Consider the following 16,038-nt stretch of genomic DNA (forward strand, 5'->3'; position numbering starts at 1 on the left):
ATCTAAAGTTTAATTTCAAACAAACTAAAAGAACCTTCTTTGTAATGTTCTGGTAATTCATTTGTCCATTCGATAGTGCTTATTCCTTTGTAAGTGAAACCACAACTTGTGTAGTACTTATTTATTCTTTCATTGCCGCTGTGTGTGTCAAGTCTAATATATTCTTTTTCGTTTTCTTTGGCGTATTCTTTAGTCCATTCTATAATTTTTTTGACATAAGACTGTCCTCTGAATTTTGGATTCGTAGCAATACGATGAAGATAAACTGCAGGATCTTTACTGTCTTCTTTCCAAATAATTAAATCATTAAAAGTAAGTACAAATGTACAAGCTACTTCATTTTCTTCTTTGATTATGAAATGACGATCTTCAGCAATTTCTTTTTCTATTAAGGCTCTTTCAAAACCTCTCCAGCTTTTATTGTTTACCGTTTTTTGATAGGATGTAGCTTCATTATAAATATCGAAAACGGCATCGATATCCTGAGTTGTAGTTTTAGAAATAATCATTATGTAATGCTTGTATTTTAAAGAAATTTATTCGAAGAGATTGATTAAAGCTTATTTTATCTAATCGATCTAAGCAAAATTAGGAATATTTTTTCTTAAAAGCCGATAATTTCTAATCTAGCCCCGATAGAAGCGATATCCTTTTGTTCTGGGGTTCAGAACAAAAGATATAGCGGATAGCGGGACTAAACGTGCTTTTGAAAACGAGTTTTTCTGCTTCTAAAAAAAATAAAAAACTTAATTCTGTAAAGCAATTTTAATCTTCGGCATCATTCGGTCTACAAATATTTTATAAGCAGCTTCTGAAGGATGTAAGCCGTCTGAAGCTACAAGGTTTGGATTGCTAAGTCCTAAACGCGTAATGTCTGTAATGGATACAAACGCAACCTGGTTGTTATTACAGTAGTTTTCTGCAAATGTGTTGTATTTGTCTATTTCTGTAGAAATTGTAGCGCTTTGATCACCGGAAAGTGCTTTCCCGTAAGGTGTATAGGCATAATCGGGAATAGAAATTACTACAACATTTTTTTTGTCGCTTTTTGCCAGCATAATCGCTTTGTTGACCAATTCCGGAAATTCTTTTTCGTAAACCGAAAAATTCCTGTGCTGATATTGATTGTTAACGCCAATTAAAAGTGTTACCAAATCATAATTGGATTCTGGTTTTTGAGATTCGATTGCTGAAAGTAAACTGGATGTAGTCCAGCCTGTTGTAGCAATTATTTTGAGCGAAATTGTACTGGAATACATGGTATTCAAACTCGCTTTTAGCTGTTCCGGAAAACGGCAGGTTGAGCAGACGCTTTGACCAATTGTATAGCTGTCGCCTAAGGCTAAATAATTTATAGTGCTCGCTATTGGCGGATTTGGCGTTGTTGGTGGCGTTACGACCGGTGGAGTTGTTGGAGAAGGGGCAGGAGCAGTTTCGTCTGAACTACAGCTGAGAAGAAATACTGAGAATATAATAGTAACTATTTGCTTAAAATCTGTTGTCATAATTTGTTTAATTAGATTCGAGTCTCTTTAAACAAATAGTTACGTTAAATAAGTTGTTTTGGATTTATTAAACCATTTCGGTTTTCATTACAATATCTTCTTCGATGGCGTTCCAAAGTCCGATACGTTTTTCTAAGGCAAGAATTGAAACTTCTTCTACTTCTTTCCATTTTTGTGCATCTTCTTCACATAATTCTGAAATCATTGTCATAGCCATTGGACCATGCTCATCGGCATCCAGTTCAATATGTCTTTCAAAATAGTAAAGCAATTTTGTTAGATCGGTTTCCGGAAGATTCTTTTGAAAGTTTTTCAGGATTTCTGTAAACATACTCGGAATCAAATCTTCTCTTCCGAAAGTAAATGCAGCAGCAATTTCGTGTGGTTTTCCTTCTTCAATTACTCTGAAAGTAAAGTCTAAAAAAGCTTTCACGTTAGGGTGCAGCGAACTTTGTTTGATGGCAACAAATATATTTTGAAGCGAATTTACTTCTGATAAGAAACTTAATATTCCGGTTGTATTGGCGCCACATGCTTCCATTGCTTCCAGATACATTTCGTAATGACTTTGTCTTCTTCCGTCCAATGTTAAATCGGTTTCTTCTGCCAAAACAATTTCATTGATTAAATATCTTGTTTCCGGGTTTTTTGTAGCAAACCAAGGCGTAGTCGTACAGGTAAGTTTGGCTTGTAAGGCTTTTAATAACGACATAAAATCCCAAACAGCAAAAACATGCGTTTCAAGAAAGCTGTGTAAGTCATCTATGTTTTGAATTCTATTATATAAAGAATGTTGTAAAAGTTGATCTTTTTGAGGTTGTATGCTTTTGTTTATCGCTTCGATATTCATTTCTGGAAAAATTTTGGTGCAAAGATAAAAAGCTTCTCCGTTAAGAAGAAGCTTTTCGCATTGATTTTATGTATATTTTAATAGTTGACGTTTATTTAAATGCTGGAATTCCAGTCACATCCATTCCGGTTATAAGCAAGTGTATGTCGTGAGTTCCTTCATAAGTAATTACACTTTCTAAGTTCATCATGTGACGCATAATCGAGTATTCGCCAGTAATTCCCATACCTCCAAGCATTTGTCTGGCTTCTCTTGCAATGGTTACCGCCATATTTACATTATTACGTTTTGCCATCGAAATTTGTGCCGTTGTTGCTTTGCCTTCGTTTCTCAAAACACCTAAACGCCAGGTTAATAATTGCGCTTTTGTGATTTCGGTAATCATTTCTGCCAGTTTTTTCTGTTGTAATTGTGTTCCTCCAATTGCTTTTCCAAACTGAATTCTTTCTTTAGAGTAACGTAAAGCGGTATCATAACAATCCATTGCAGCACCGATTGCACCCCAGGCAATTCCATATCGGGCAGAATCTAAACAGCCCAACGGAGCACCAAGTCCGGATTTATTTGGTAAAAGGTTTTCTTTTGGAACTTTTACATTATCAAAAATTAATTCTCCTGTTGCAGAGGCACGAAGCGACCATTTATTATGTGTTTCGGGAGTTGTAAAGCCTTCCATACCGCGTTCTACGATTAAACCATGAATTCGGCCTTCTTCATTTTTAGCCCAAACAATAGCGATATCAGCAAATGGAGCATTCGAAATCCACATTTTGGCACCATTCAAAAGATAATGATCTCCCATATCTTTAAAATTGGTAATCATACTTCCTGGATCAGAACCGTGATCTGGCTCGGTTAAACCAAAACAGCCAATATATTCTCCTGTAGCAAGTTTTGGAAGGTATTTCATTCTTTGTTCTTCGTTTCCATATTTCCAAATCGGATACATTACTAAGGAAGATTGAACAGATGAGGTTGATCTTACACCAGAATCGCCTCTTTCGATTTCCTGCATAATTAAGCCATAAGAAATTTGATCCAGTCCAGCTCCGCCATATTCTACAGGAATATAAGGTCCGAAACCACCGATTTCTCCAAGACCTTTAATAAGTTGTTTAGGAAATTCTGCTTTTTGAGCATATTCTTCTATAATAGGAGAAACTTCTTTTTTAACCCATGCACGAGCAGATTCGCGAACCAATTTATGTTCGTCAGAAAGTAAATCGTCTAGGTTATAGTAATCTGGAGATTGAAATAGGTCTGGTTTCATGTTTTTTAATTTTTAACAAAACAAATTTACGTAATAAAAATATAACAAATAACGCTTTAATTGTTATATTTTTTCAAGGTAAAAATAAAATTAATAGGAATTTGGCAAATTAATTGTAGTTTATTGATAATTTATAGACTATTTTTGAATACCAAAAATTAAATTAAATGAGGCTGATCATCTCTTTTTTATTTTTATTCCTGCTTAATACTGCTGTGGCTCAACCTACAAAAGAGTTTACTGAACAAGAGTATTTAGAACTACAGGATAAAATTCGTTTCAGTATAAATGGAAACTATGATGATGGATTAGCTTATGTTGATCAATTACTAAAGTCGAAAAATGAGGAACGTTTGACTTTTGCTTATGGTGTTAGTTCATACTTATATCAGTTAAAAGGAAATGTTGCTGAGTCTGATAAAAAGTATGCTCAGGCCTTAAAGCATTTACAGAAAATACCGGAAACAGATAATAAGGATAAACTTCAATCTTATTTAGCTAATTACAGAGGTTTAAGTTTTTGGAAAAGAGGTAATTATGCAAAAGCTCTCAGTAGCTATCAAGAAGGGATTAAATATTCGACTAAGATTAAAGATGTAATTCAAATTTTAAGGCTTAAGGCGAATATTGCTATGTTAAATGAAAGTGTTGGTAACTATCAATTGTCAATAAAGATCCTGAGACAAAATGATATTTATTTGGATAGAAATGAAAGTCTTTATGAGAAAGACTTGTTTCAGAATTCTAAAAGTAATACTTACATAAATCTTGGAAGTTCGTATGAAGGATATTATTCTAAAAACAGAGATAAAAAATACTTATTAGACTCTGCAGAATATTTTTACAAAAAGGCTATTTCATATTCGGATAAATTTATTGATAACAATATTACCGCAAAATTGAGCCTGGGAAACGTGTATGTCTTTAAAAAGGATTTTAAAAATGCAGAAAAGATTTACTATGATATCGCTTTCTATGCAAAACAGGTTAATAGTGAGTCTCTTTATCAAATAGCAAGTTTTAATCTTGGAGATCTTTACTATGCTACAAAAAAATATGATAGAGCGCTTATTTTTTTAAAAAAGGTAGATTCTCTTAGTTTTAAAAGTAAAACCATTGATAATAGTTATTTTAAGTCTAATTATTTGCAAGCCAAAATTTATAGTATTAAAAATGAACCGGAACTTGCTTACAAACACTCAAAATTGTATTTAGACTCATATGAAAAATATGAAGGTAATATGAGGGAGGAAGCTCTTGAGGTAAATTTTCAATTAGGTACCGCTGATCTTAGTGAAGAAATGCTGGATGTTCAGAAAAAATATAAATACGAAGTTTTCTGGAATAAAGCATTAAAAGTTTTTTATGTAATTCTGGTAATTGGAATTGTGTTTTTCCTGATTAAAAATATTCGGGATAAGAATAAAGCCCAGAAGAAAATGAACGCTTTAATAGAAGAGTTTAAAGCTAATCTTGAGAAAAAAGAAATAGACAAGACTGAAATCGAAAAATCAAAAATTGAAAATCCTGTAATTGAAGTCTCTGATTTGGAGGAGGTTCATTTGAAGAAAGAAAACGCTAATCTCAGTATTGATGAAGCGAAAGAAAATAAAATTGTAGAAAAATTATTAGCTCTCGAAGAAAAACTGGAATACTTAAATGCAGATTTTACGCTTTCATATGCTGCTAAGAAAATAAAAACCAATACCACCTATTTGTCTTATGTCGTAAATAAGAGATTCGGAAAATCTTTTGGAGAATATTCTAACGAATTGAAAATTAATTATGTTATCAATCAAATGATTACGAATCATTTGTATCGTAAATATTCTACTCAGGCTATTGCTGAAAGTGTCGGATTTAAAAATGCTGTTTCTTTTGCAAAATCATTTCGCAAAAGAACTGGAGTATCTCCAGCTCAGTTTGCGAATAATATATAGGAGATATATAAATTTTATCGATTTTCATTTCCGTTACTTTTTTTAGGATTGCCGGACTGCAGTATAATTTTTCAACTTCATAAATTTTAGCTGATTTTTACTAATTTGATTGAATTGAAAAGTGATAGTATTTAACTTTTGAATTTTCCGGATTGCTTAATATAATTTTCTAAACGCATTACCCGTTTCCGTTTCCTCCTTTTTTATTAGGATCAATATCTTCCCCTTCACCACCTTTAATTGTTTTTTGTTCTTTTTTAGAAATTGTTTCTGTTTGGAAATCTTTGAATGTAAATGTTGTAGTTTTCATGACTTTAAATTTTTTGGATTGCTTTTATATAATTTTTGAAATTGTATTACCCGTTTCCGTTTCCATTCTTTTTATTAGGATCAACTTCATCTCCGCCACCGCCTTTGATCGTTTTTAGCTCTTTTTTAGAGATTGTTTCTGTTTGAAAATCTTTGAATGTGAATGTTGTCGTTTTCATGTCTCTGAATTTTTTGGATTGCTTTTATATAATTTTTTGAAATTGAATTACCCGTTTCCGTTTCCTCCTTTTTTATTAGGATCAATATTTTCCCCTTCACCGCCTTTAATTGTTTTTTGTTCTTTTTTAGAAATTGTTTCTGTTTGGAAATCTTCGAATGTAAATGTTTGTTTTTTCATGTCTTTAAATTTTTTGGATTGCTTTTATATAATTTTTTAAAATTGAATTACCCGTTTCCGTTTCCTCCTTTTTTATTAGGATCAACTTCATCTCCGCCACCGCCTTTGATCGTTTTCAGCTCTTTTTTAGAGATTGTTTCTGTTTGAAAATCTTTGAATGTGAATGTTGTCGTTTTCATGTTTCTGAATTTTTTGGATTGCTTTTATATAATTTTTTAAAATTGAATTACCCGTTTCCGTTTCCTCCTTTTTTATTAGGATCAACTTCATCTCCGCCACCGCCTTTGATCGTTTTCAGCTCTTTTTTAGAGATTGTTTCTGTTTGAAAATCTTTGAATGTGAATGTTGTCGTTTTCATGTTTCTGAATTTTTTGGATTGCTTTTATATAATTTTTTAAAATTGAATTACCCGTTTCCGTTTCCTCCTTTTTTATTAGGATCAACTTCATCTCCGCCACCGCCTTTGATCGTTTTTAGCTCTTTTTTAGAGATTGTTTCTGTTTGAAAATCTTTGAATGTGAATGTTGTCGTTTTCATGTTTCTGAATTTTTTGGATTGCTTTTATATAATTTTTTAAAATTGAATTACCCGTTTCCGTTTCCTCCTTTTTTATTAGGATCAACTTCATCTCCGCCACCGCCTTTGATCGTTTTTAGCTCTTTTTTAGAGATTGTTTCTGTTTGAAAATCTTTGAATGTGAATGTTGTCGTTTTCATGTTTCTGAATTTTTTGGATTGCTTTTATATAATTTTTTAAAATTGAATTACCCGTTTCCGTTTCCTCCTTTTTTATTAGGATCAACTTCATCTCCGCCACCGCCTTTGATCGTTTTTAACTCTTTTTTAGAGATTGTTTCTGTTTGAAAATCTTTGAATGTGAATGTTGTCGTTTTCATGTTTCTGAATTTTTTGGATTGCTTTTATATAATTTTTTGAAATTGAATTACCCGTTTCCGTTTCCTCCTTTTTTATTAGGATCAACTTCATCTCCGCCACCGCCTTTGATCGTTTTTAGCTCTTTTTTAGAAATTGTTTCTGTTTGGAAATCTTTGAATGTGAATGTTGTCGTTTTCATGTTTCTGAATTTTTTGGATTGCTTTTATATAATTTTTTGAAATTGAATTACCCGTTTCCGTTTCCTCCTTTTTTATTAGGATCAACTTCATCTCCGCCACCGCCTTTGATCGTTTTTAGCTCTTTTTTAGAAATTGTTTCTGTTTGGAAATCTTTGAATGTGAATGTTGTCGTTTTCATATTTGAATATTTTTAAATTAAAATTTTAACACTATAAATCTTTCATAAATATTTTTTTGCAGTATACTTAGTTGCGTTGAAAACAGCGCTAAAAATTAGTTATGCTAAAATTTTTGGTTGTTATTCTAGTTTAAAAGCAGTGAAAAGGAGATTATTATTTGTAGGTTAAATATTATTTTTTTATTTCTTTCTGCTTTACTTTTTGGGAAGTATTTGCTTAAAATAAGAGGCTTTTTTTTTGACTTTTTTGACTTTTTTTTAACCTCTGTTTACATGATTTTTTTCTTTAAAACCATATAATTTTTAGGGCCTGTTTTTCATGTTTTTTGATGTTTGGATTATTGCTTTTCCAAAACTAGATAAAAAGTAGAGCCGTTAATCGAAAATTAGCTTTCAAATGTTTTTGTTCAAAAAAAAAGAATATAACTTGTTGTTTATCAGTAATTTGAATATTGTACTATACTTGGTATAATTTATAAATTGTATGTGGTATAATTAATAAAATGTATATATACATGCGATTTTTATCAATAAAAACTCCAATCTTTGCAGAGAAAATGTGATTTAAAATCAATCAGAAGCGATGTTAAAACTGGTCCAAAAATTTCTACAAATCAATCGATACTCAGATATAAAAAATGAGTTCAAGGACCTGTTTTTGTCCCACCCAAATTATCCAAGTTTATTTGCCATTACGGATTCGTTTGATTTGCTTTCTGTAGAGAATGCTGCAGTAAGAGTTTCAAAAGAACAAATTGTGGATTTACCATCTAATTTTTTGGCATATTTTAAAGAGGAATTAATATTGGTGGAGAAAATTAAAAATGGAGTTCGCATTACAACATTAAAAAAAGGAAGTCAAAAATTATCTTATGATAAATTTCTTTTAGACTGGAACGGAGTAATTGTAGCTATCGAACCAAATAATGTAGTAGCAAGAGAGAATTTAAATGTAGAATATAACTGGGTGAAATATTTTCTTCCATTGGTACTTCTTGCAGGATTATCTTTCTTTTATAATGGTTTTAACTTATTCAGTAGTATTTTTTTAGTAACCTCAATATTAGGCTTAATTGTGAGCATATTTATTGTTCAGGAAAAGTGGGGGGTTAAAAACACTGTGATTTCAAAATTTTGTAATTTAAGTTCTAACTCTTCTTGTCATTCTGTTATTAGTTTCAATGATGATATTGCAAACAGATGGGTAAGTTTCTCAGATTTACCATTACTTTTCTTTAGTTCAAGTATAATTGCAATTTTGGTTCAGCCATTAAGCTCAGCGATATTTGTTGGATTTTTAAGCTTACTGGCTATTCCGGTAGTGGTTTGTTCCATATGGATTCAAAAATTTGAAATTCAAAAATGGTGCGTAATGTGTTTGGCAGTATCATTTTTAATATTGGTACAAAGCATCGTTTGGTTTTCATCAGATCTTTTTACATTAAGTTTTAGTTTCACAAGTGTTTTTCCATATGTATTTTCTTTGTTGCTTTTAATCCCAATTTGGGCCGCTGTGAAAGTGATGATTAGAAAACTGCTTGATAATGAACATTCATTAAAGGAACTTAAAAAGTTTAAAAGAAATTATTCGCTGTTAAATTTCTTATCTAAAAAAGTAAAATACACAAAAGGGTTTGAAGATTTAAGAGGTCTGAATTTTGGAAACAAAAGTGCTTCAGTAAAGCTTTCTGTTATATTAAGTCCAAGTTGCGGGCACTGTTACAAAACATTTCAGGAAGCCTTTGAATTAGTAATCAAATTCCCGGATAAAATATTTTTGAACGTCCTTTTTAATATTAATCCTGAAAATAATGATAATCCTTATAAATCTGTTGTTGAAAGACTTTTGACAATCAACAGAACTACTCCGGGAAAAACGGTAGAAGCAATTTCTGATTGGTATATTAAAAGAATGACTCATAAAAAGTGGCTTAAAAAATGGCAGGTTGATTCTGTCAGCATGATGATCAGCCAGGAAATTCAAAAACAATATGATTGGTGTTCAATGAATAACTTCAATTATACACCGGTAAAAATTGTAAATGAGCGATTGTTTCCAAATGAATATGAACTGAACGAATTGAAATACTTTCTGAATGATTTTGTAGATGAAGTTCAGGTTTTAGAAAGAATAGCATAAAAATAAAAAAATAGTAACCCCAAATACCTGCAGTTATGTTAAAGAATATTTTGAAATTGAAAGGTGCAGTAGAATTGACTGCGAATGAGCAAAAAACAATAAACGGAGGAAATGCTCCTATTTGTGAAGACGGATTTAAAGCTAAAAGATGTACAGAGTTTGGAACAGTGCCGGCATACTGGAATTGTGTTCCAAATAGCTATGTCGGAAGCTGTTAAGACTGAAGATCTAAAGACTCGGTTTTCTCAGATTTGAGTCTTGCCCAAAAAAACGTAAATAACCAGTTATGTTAGAAAAGATTTTAAAAAGTAAAGAAACTAAAAAGCTGACTAAAAAAGAGCAAAAGAACATTTTGGGAGGTGAAACCTCAGAAACAAATTGTTATGATGCTGTTGCCGAAAAAAATTATGCTTGCTAATTTTAATATTTATATAGTAACAGAGGTGCGATAAAACTCTGTTACTATAAAAATTGTATTAATATGCTGAAAAAAATTTTGAATCTTAATAGTGCTCAGACTATAACAAAAAATGAGCAGAAAACGATGAGAGGAGGAATTCCGGAATGCTGGATTTATGCAATGGAAGCAGGATGCATTTTAATACCACCAGGCGAAACTTGTCCGATAAATACATCATCAGGTATATGTGATACAAGCCGTCTTTGTTGCTAATTTTTAACTTTTTTAAAAGTAATACGATATAGCCTAATTTAGAATTTAGTCATGTTTTTTTTGAATGTATAGGCGCTCGATCGTGGAACATTGAGCATTTTCTCGGTATTGATGATTGGTACTGGGATTCTTAGGAGTTGGCCGCTGTGTTTAATTTTAATTGGTTAGGGTAAAACCGCGGCCATGTCCTAAAGAAATTGTGTTGCTGGTAATTTGTTTATAAATACCCAAACAGAGAAGATTTATATCTTCTCTGTTTTTTTATGGATTACCAAGAATTTTTTTTCCTACATTAGTCTTGAATAAATCAAAAGAAATTGAAAAAATTCGCTCATTACAGACAAGCCGATCATAAAGATTGTGGGCCTACATGTTTAAAAATTATAGCTAAATATTACGGCAAAACAATCAACATTCAGGAGTTGAGGGATTTTAGCGAAACAACTCGTGAAGGGAGTAATTTGCTTTTTTTGAGTGATGCAGCCGAAAAGATTGGATTTAGGACTTTGGGAGTGAAATTGTCAGTACAAAGAATTGAAGAAGCTCCGCTGCCTTGTATTCTTCATTGGAACAAAGATCATTATGTTGTTCTTTATCAAATTAAAAAAGGAAAATATTATATCTCGGATCCTGCTTTTGGGCTTTTGGAATATGACAAAGAAGAGTTTGTAAAGTTCTGGATCGGTAATAATGCTAACGATACAACAAAAGAAGGTATCGCATTATTAATCGAGGCAACTCCAAATTTTTTTGAATCTGATTTAGATAAAGAAGAAAATTCAGGTTTAGGATTCAGATTTCTTTTTAAGTATTTGTTTCAATATAAATCGTTTCTCATTCAGCTTGCTATTGGACTGCTGGCAAGTAGTTTACTGAATTTAATCTTTCCTTTTTTAACCCAAAGTATAGTCGATGTAGGAATTCAGAACCAGAATATCCATTTTATCTATTTAATTCTCTTTGCAATGCTTTTTATTTTTGCAGGAAGAACGGGTTTAGAATTAATCAGAAGTTGGATTTTATTGCATTTGTCTACCAGAATTAATATTTCTCTTATCTCCGATTTCTTTATCAAATTAATGAATCTGCCCATTTCCTTTTTTGATGTGAGAATGACGGGAGATATTATGCAACGTATAAATGATCATCGCCGTATCGAAAGAATTCTTACGACATCATCTTTGAATGTATTATTCTCGGTAATCAATATGTTTGTTATGGGGGCGGTCCTGGCTTATTTTAATCTGCAAATCTTTTTGGTATTCTTTATTGGAAGTGTTTTGTATTTTGGATGGATTACACTTTTTTTAAAGAGAAGAGAAGTTTTAGATTATAAACGTTTTGCTGAAGTTTCAAATGAGCAAAATAAAGTAATGGAGCTGATAAACGGAATGCAGGAAATAAAGCTTCATAATGCCGAAAAGCAAAAACGCTGGGGATGGGAATATGTGCAGGCGAGACTATTCAGGGTTTCTATAAAAGGGCTTGTTTTGGAACAAACACAAACAATAGGTTCTTCCGTAATTAATGAGTTAAAAAATATATTTATTATTCTGCTTTCTGCGAAGCTGGTAATTGAAGGATCCATAACATTAGGGATGATGCTTGCCATTAGTGCCATTGTGGGGAGTTTAAACGGGCCAATTACACAATTAATAGAATTTGTAAGAGAACTGCAGGATGCCAAGATTTCGTTGGCAAGATTATCTGAAATTCATCAAAAAGAAGATGAAATACAACAGGAAGAGCATCAGACCAACGAGGTGCCTTATGATGCTGATATTGAAATCAAAAATCTTTCTTATCGTTATCTGGGTTCCGATATTCCGGTATTGGATAATTTGAATCTGGTTATTCCTGCTAATAAAGTAACAGCAATTGTGGGAGTAAGTGGAAGTGGAAAAACAACATTGATGAAGCTACTTTTAAAGTTTTATGAACCAGAAAAAGGAGAAGTAACAATTGGGAACGCCCAACTTAAAAATATTTCTCAAAAAGCCTGGAGATCCAATATAGGTGCAGTAATGCAGGAAGGGTTTATTTTTAGCGACACCATCGCTAATAATATTGCTTTTGGGGTCGATAAGGTGGATAAGGAACGATTGCTTTATGCAGCAGATGTTGCTAATATTAAAGAGTATATTGGCGGACTGCCTCTAGGGTTTAATACAAAAATTGGAGGAGAAGGATTAGGGATGAGTACAGGGCAGAAACAGCGCCTTTTAATTGCAAGAGCAGTTTATAAAAATCCCGAGATTTTGTTTTTTGATGAGGCAACTTCTGCCTTAGATGCCAATAATGAAAAAGAAATTATGAGAAAACTGGATATTTTCTTTGAAAATAAAACGGTAGTTGTCATTGCACATCGTTTAAGTACGGTTATGAATGCTGACCAGATAGTGGTTTTAGATAAAGGAAAAATTATCGAAATAGGAAATCATTCAGCATTAGTAGAGCAAAAAGGCAATTATTTTGAGTTGGTTAAAAACCAGTTGCAATTAGGAAATTAATATGGCAGAAGAAAAAGATACATTCGAATTAAGAAGCGAAGAAGTTCAGGACATTTTGACCAAAGTACCACATTGGATGATACGATGGGGAACAGTTCTGATATTTGCTATTATTGTTATGCTGTTTTTTGTATCATGGTTTGTTAAATATCCGGACGTTGTAAATGCTGAAATTGTCATTACAACTAATATTCCGCCAGAGAAAATCGTATCCAAATCATCCGGAAGGATTGAAGCAATTTTGGTTAAAGATAAAACGGTAGTGTCAAAAAACAGTACACTGGCCATTATTGAAAATACGGCGAATTATAAAGATGCCTTTTTGCTAAAAGGCATTGTAGATAATTATGATATTAATTCCGGAAAAGCATTTCCGTTCGGATTGTTAAAAAATAAACAATTGGGCGAAATAGAAAGTGCTTTTGCTGTTTTTCAAAAAGATTATCAGGCACAGGAGCTTAATGAAAGTCTGCATCCTTTCGAAGTTGAAAGCAGGGCACAAAGCTCAGAGAAGGTTCAGATTAAGGAAAGACTGGATATTTTGCAGCAGCAGAAAGTACTTAATGAAAGCGAACTGGAACTTCAGAAAAATGAAATTGCCCGATTTGAAGTTTTATTCAATAAAGGAATAATTTCGGCTCAGGAAATGGAAGTAAAAAAGTTAGGTTTTCTACAGGCACAAAAGAGTTACAGAAGCCTTCTTTCTTCTATTTCGCAGTTAAAATCGTCTTTGATTGATAATACAAAATCAAGTCAGAATTCGCAGATAAACAGTACCAGAGAAGAAGTTAATTTAGGACGCAGTATGGCACAGTCTTTTTATCAGCTAAAAAAAGTAATAAAGGACTGGGAACTGGCTTATACCCTAAAATCTTCAGTGAGTGGGGTAGTTACTTTTTTGCAGGTTTGGAATGAAAACCAAACGATAAATGTTGGTGATAATGTTTTCTCTATAATTCCGGATGCAAAAAATGGTTTTATTGGAAAAGTAAAAGCTCCAGCTTTAAATTCCGGAAAAATAAAAGTAGGACAACGTGTCAATATTCGCTTAGCCAATTATCCGGATCGTGAATTTGGTGTATTGAAAGGTGAGATCGAAAATATTTCATTAGTTCCTGATAAAGATGGGAATCTGCTTGTGGATGTCACGCTTCCAAACGGATTGAAAACGTCTTATGATAAACAAATTGTTTTTCAGCAGGAAATGAAAGGAAGTGCCGAAATTGTAACAGAAGACTTAAGATTGCTGGAAAGAATTTTATACCAGTTTAAGAGTATTTTTAAACAGGTTTAGAATTTTAAGTAAAATTCTTTCGTCAGTTCGATATATTCCGGAGTGTAAACATGTCTTTCCGTTTCAATAATTAACTCGTCAATATCTACTTCAGGAACTTCGTTACGACTAAAAGCTAATAAACTTCGCTTGATTTCCGATTTTGGAGCTCCTTTTACGCGTGTAATTTTTATTGGATATAATTCAGATTCTTTAGCCAAAGCGATAAATTTTTCTTCTTCTTTAAAAGGAATAATTAGAGCTAAAATTCCGTTTTCAGATAAAAGCAAATCAGCAGCCTCAACAATTTCTTCAAATGGCATTGCATCCTGGAATCTTGCCAAATCTCGTTGTTCATTATCTGTTTTATAATTTTCGGAATAAAAAGGCGGATTTGAAACGATTAAATCATATTCGTCTTCCGGCTCTTCAATAAATTCATCTAAACCAGCATGAAAACAAAATAACCGATCTCCCCATGGTGAATTTTCGAAATTTTCAACGGCTTGTTCGTAAGCGTCTTCATCAATTTCAAGTGCATCAATTTGTTCAGCATGAGTTCGCTGCGCCAGCATCAAAGCAATAATTCCAGTTCCCGCACCAATATCTAAAATACTAAGCGGATTGTGGGCAACAGGAGCCCAGGCACCAAGTAAAACACCATCAGTACCTACTTTCATAGCTGTTTTATCTTGTTTTACAGAAAATTGCTTGAATGAAAACATTGCAGTGAATAATTGAAATTTAAGATTTATCCAGCCAGAAAACTGAACTCTAAAAACTGAAAACTGAATACTCTTTTAAAGGTACATTTCGATCAATCCTTCAGGAAGATCCATAATGACTTTTTTGTTTTCGCGATCAATTTTTATTAAGAATTGATCGATCATTGGAACTAAGATTTCTACTTCGCCATTTAAAACTTCAAAAAGAGGTTGAGCAGAAGAATCATTAATAGAAGTAATTTTTCCAAAAATACCTAAACGTTTGTCTTCGATTTCGAAACCAATAACTTCGTGATAGTAGAATTTGTTACCTGTAAGTTTGGGTAACATAGATAAAGGAAGATAAATGCCATTTCCAACAAGTGCGTCAGCATCTTCTTCAGTATTTACATCTTCAAAACGAACTCTTAGAAAATCGTTTTTGTGTAAAGAACTTGTTTCAATAAAAAAAGGAACCAAGTGTTTGTTGTGTTCAACAAACACTGATTCCAGATTTTCGTATAACTCAGGTTCATCTGTATCTAAATAGATCAGAACTTCCCCCTTGAAACTAAATTTTTTAGCGATTTTACCTAAATAAAAACATTCTTCTTTACGCATTATCGCCAGGTAAAATTATGCTTCAGTTGTTTCGTTATTCTCTTCAGCAGCAGGAGCTTCTTCAGTAGCTTCAGCAACTTCTTCAGTAGCCTCAGCAGCTTGTACAGCGGCAGCAGCTTCAGCTTGTGCAGCAGCAGCATCAGCTACACGTTTAGCGTTAACTTCTTTTTCAGCTTTTAATGCTTTAGCTTTAGCATCAGCTTGTGCTTTAGATAAACCATCTTTTTTAGCGTCAACTTTTCCAGCTTTTGCTTCTAACCATGCAGTTAATTTAGCATCAGCTTGTTCTTGAGTTAAAGCTCCTTTACGAACTCCTCCATCAAGGTGGTGTTTCAATAAAGCACCTTTGTAAGAAAGGATAGCTCTTGCAGTATCAGTTGGTTGTGCACCATTGTGTAACCATTTAACTGCGCTGTCAAGGTTTAACTCAACAGTTGCCGGGTTAGTGTTTGGATTGTAAGTACCGATTTTTTCTAAGTATTTACCATCTCTTTTTGAGCGTGCATCTGCAGCTACTACCCAGTAAAAAGGTTTTCCTTTTTTACCGTGTCTTTGTAATCTAATTTTTACTGACATAATCTTATGATTAAATTTTGAGGTACTCGACCTCTGTTAATTAAGGGCGCAAAGAT

24 protein-coding genes are annotated in these 16,038 nt (G+C 32.6%); 7 read left to right on the plus strand and 17 right to left on the minus strand.

Translation table 11 applies throughout. The annotated features are described in order from the left end of the window. Nucleotides 1–2 precede the first annotated feature (2 nt). The 4 genes from ACFS3A_RS21670 to ACFS3A_RS21685 all read right to left on the minus strand — a co-directional run bounded on the left by ACFS3A_RS21670 (nt 3) and on the right by ACFS3A_RS21685 (nt 3,625). Entirely contained in the window at nt 3–509 is a 507-nt protein-coding gene (locus ACFS3A_RS21670) for a GNAT family N-acetyltransferase (RefSeq protein WP_379827653.1), read from the minus strand. 237 nt (nt 510–746) lie between these two features. After that, the gene (locus tag ACFS3A_RS21675; protein WP_379827654.1) at nt 747–1,505 is read right to left on the minus strand and encodes an SGNH/GDSL hydrolase family protein; all 759 of its coding nucleotides are present in this window, start codon (nt 1,503–1,505) and stop codon (nt 747–749) included. A gap of 67 nt (nt 1,506–1,572) precedes the next feature. Beyond that, nucleotides 1,573–2,355, minus strand: a complete 783-nt coding sequence (locus tag ACFS3A_RS21680; RefSeq protein WP_379827656.1) for a DUF3050 domain-containing protein — start codon at nt 2,353–2,355, stop codon at nt 1,573–1,575. A gap of 91 nt (nt 2,356–2,446) precedes the next feature. Continuing rightward, nucleotides 2,447–3,625: an acyl-CoA dehydrogenase family protein gene (locus tag ACFS3A_RS21685; protein WP_379827657.1), complete on the minus strand. Its 1,179-nt coding sequence runs from the start codon at nt 3,623–3,625 to the stop codon at nt 2,447–2,449. Between the two features lie 167 nt (nt 3,626–3,792). Between ACFS3A_RS21685 and ACFS3A_RS21690 the strand changes: the two genes are divergently transcribed. Next, a complete protein-coding gene (locus ACFS3A_RS21690) occupies nt 3,793–5,565 on the plus strand; it encodes a helix-turn-helix domain-containing protein (RefSeq protein WP_379827658.1) in 1,773 nt (590 codons plus the stop codon). Between the two features lie 178 nt (nt 5,566–5,743). On the opposite strand, the gene ACFS3A_RS21695 is transcribed toward ACFS3A_RS21690, so the two are convergent. Genes ACFS3A_RS21695 through ACFS3A_RS21740 form a run of 10 tightly spaced genes read right to left on the minus strand, consistent with a single transcriptional unit; the run spans nt 5,744 to nt 7,485 of the window. After that, nucleotides 5,744–5,875 carry an rSAM-modified peptide gene (locus ACFS3A_RS21695; RefSeq protein ID WP_379827659.1) on the minus strand — a complete coding sequence of 44 codons (132 nt, stop codon included), beginning with the start codon at nt 5,873–5,875 and terminating at the stop codon, nt 5,744–5,746. A 46-nt stretch (nt 5,876–5,921) separates the two neighbouring features. Continuing rightward, nucleotides 5,922–6,053 (minus strand): bacteriocin, encoded by a 132-nt coding sequence (locus ACFS3A_RS21700; protein ID WP_379827660.1) that lies wholly within the window; start codon nt 6,051–6,053, stop codon nt 5,922–5,924. Nucleotides 6,054–6,100: 47 nt separating this feature from the next. Beyond that, nucleotides 6,101–6,232, minus strand: a complete 132-nt coding sequence (locus tag ACFS3A_RS21705) for an rSAM-modified peptide (RefSeq protein WP_379827661.1) — start codon at nt 6,230–6,232, stop codon at nt 6,101–6,103. A 47-nt stretch (nt 6,233–6,279) separates the two neighbouring features. Then, nucleotides 6,280–6,411, minus strand: coding sequence for a bacteriocin (locus ACFS3A_RS21710; protein ID WP_379827662.1), 132 nt, complete (start codon nt 6,409–6,411; stop codon nt 6,280–6,282). A 47-nt stretch (nt 6,412–6,458) separates the two neighbouring features. Further along, nucleotides 6,459–6,590, minus strand: a complete 132-nt coding sequence (locus ACFS3A_RS21715; RefSeq protein WP_379827662.1) for a bacteriocin — start codon at nt 6,588–6,590, stop codon at nt 6,459–6,461. A gap of 47 nt (nt 6,591–6,637) precedes the next feature. Continuing rightward, entirely contained in the window at nt 6,638–6,769 is a 132-nt protein-coding gene (locus ACFS3A_RS21720; RefSeq protein WP_379827662.1) for a bacteriocin, read from the minus strand. 47 nt (nt 6,770–6,816) lie between these two features. Further along, nucleotides 6,817–6,948 (minus strand): bacteriocin, encoded by a 132-nt coding sequence (locus ACFS3A_RS21725; RefSeq protein WP_379827662.1) that lies wholly within the window; start codon nt 6,946–6,948, stop codon nt 6,817–6,819. 47 nt (nt 6,949–6,995) lie between these two features. After that, nucleotides 6,996–7,127 carry a bacteriocin gene (locus ACFS3A_RS21730; RefSeq protein ID WP_379827662.1) on the minus strand — a complete coding sequence of 44 codons (132 nt, stop codon included), beginning with the start codon at nt 7,125–7,127 and terminating at the stop codon, nt 6,996–6,998. A gap of 47 nt (nt 7,128–7,174) precedes the next feature. Beyond that, nucleotides 7,175–7,306, minus strand: a complete 132-nt coding sequence (locus ACFS3A_RS21735; RefSeq protein ID WP_379827662.1) for a bacteriocin — start codon at nt 7,304–7,306, stop codon at nt 7,175–7,177. Between the two features lie 47 nt (nt 7,307–7,353). Continuing rightward, nucleotides 7,354–7,485, minus strand: a complete 132-nt coding sequence (locus tag ACFS3A_RS21740; RefSeq protein WP_379827662.1) for a bacteriocin — start codon at nt 7,483–7,485, stop codon at nt 7,354–7,356. 658 nt (nt 7,486–8,143) lie between these two features. Here ACFS3A_RS21740 and ACFS3A_RS21745 point away from each other — a divergent pair. The 6 genes from ACFS3A_RS21745 to ACFS3A_RS21770 all read left to right on the plus strand — a co-directional run bounded on the left by ACFS3A_RS21745 (nt 8,144) and on the right by ACFS3A_RS21770 (nt 14,102). Further along, nucleotides 8,144–9,625 (plus strand): vitamin K epoxide reductase family protein, encoded by a 1,482-nt coding sequence (locus ACFS3A_RS21745; protein ID WP_379827663.1) that lies wholly within the window; start codon nt 8,144–8,146, stop codon nt 9,623–9,625. Between the two features lie 35 nt (nt 9,626–9,660). Beyond that, nucleotides 9,661–9,843, plus strand: a complete 183-nt coding sequence (locus ACFS3A_RS21750; protein ID WP_379827664.1) for a hypothetical protein — start codon at nt 9,661–9,663, stop codon at nt 9,841–9,843. A 68-nt stretch (nt 9,844–9,911) separates the two neighbouring features. Beyond that, the gene (locus tag ACFS3A_RS21755; RefSeq protein ID WP_379827665.1) at nt 9,912–10,043 is read left to right on the plus strand and encodes a hypothetical protein; all 132 of its coding nucleotides are present in this window, start codon (nt 9,912–9,914) and stop codon (nt 10,041–10,043) included. Between the two features lie 63 nt (nt 10,044–10,106). Continuing rightward, nucleotides 10,107–10,298: a hypothetical protein gene (locus tag ACFS3A_RS21760; protein WP_379827666.1), complete on the plus strand. Its 192-nt coding sequence runs from the start codon at nt 10,107–10,109 to the stop codon at nt 10,296–10,298. A gap of 317 nt (nt 10,299–10,615) precedes the next feature. Beyond that, complete coding sequence (locus ACFS3A_RS21765) at nt 10,616–12,808, plus strand: peptidase domain-containing ABC transporter (protein WP_379827667.1); 2,193 nt, start codon at nt 10,616–10,618, stop codon at nt 12,806–12,808. A gap of 1 nt (nt 12,809) precedes the next feature. Continuing rightward, on the plus strand, nt 12,810–14,102 hold the full coding sequence (locus tag ACFS3A_RS21770; RefSeq protein WP_379827668.1) for an HlyD family secretion protein: 1,293 nt from the start codon (nt 12,810–12,812) through the stop codon (nt 14,100–14,102). Here the strand turns inward: ACFS3A_RS21770 and ACFS3A_RS21775 are convergent. The 3 genes from ACFS3A_RS21775 to ACFS3A_RS21785 form a co-directional block, all read right to left on the minus strand. Next, the gene (locus ACFS3A_RS21775; RefSeq protein ID WP_379827669.1) at nt 14,099–14,806 is read right to left on the minus strand and encodes a tRNA1(Val) (adenine(37)-N6)-methyltransferase; all 708 of its coding nucleotides are present in this window, start codon (nt 14,804–14,806) and stop codon (nt 14,099–14,101) included. The two genes, ACFS3A_RS21770 and ACFS3A_RS21775, sit on opposite strands and share 4 nt — an antisense overlap. Before the next feature lie 75 nt (nt 14,807–14,881). Next, nucleotides 14,882–15,406, minus strand: a complete 525-nt coding sequence (gene rimM / locus ACFS3A_RS21780) for a ribosome maturation factor RimM (RefSeq protein WP_379827670.1) — start codon at nt 15,404–15,406, stop codon at nt 14,882–14,884. 15 nt (nt 15,407–15,421) lie between these two features. Beyond that, entirely contained in the window at nt 15,422–15,982 is a 561-nt protein-coding gene (locus ACFS3A_RS21785; RefSeq protein WP_379827671.1) for a 30S ribosomal protein S16, read from the minus strand. Nucleotides 15,983–16,038: the final 56 nt, after the last annotated feature.

The sequence above is a fragment of the Flavobacterium notoginsengisoli genome, assembly GCF_042686225.1.
GTDB lineage: Bacteria > Bacteroidota > Bacteroidia > Flavobacteriales > Flavobacteriaceae > Flavobacterium > Flavobacterium notoginsengisoli.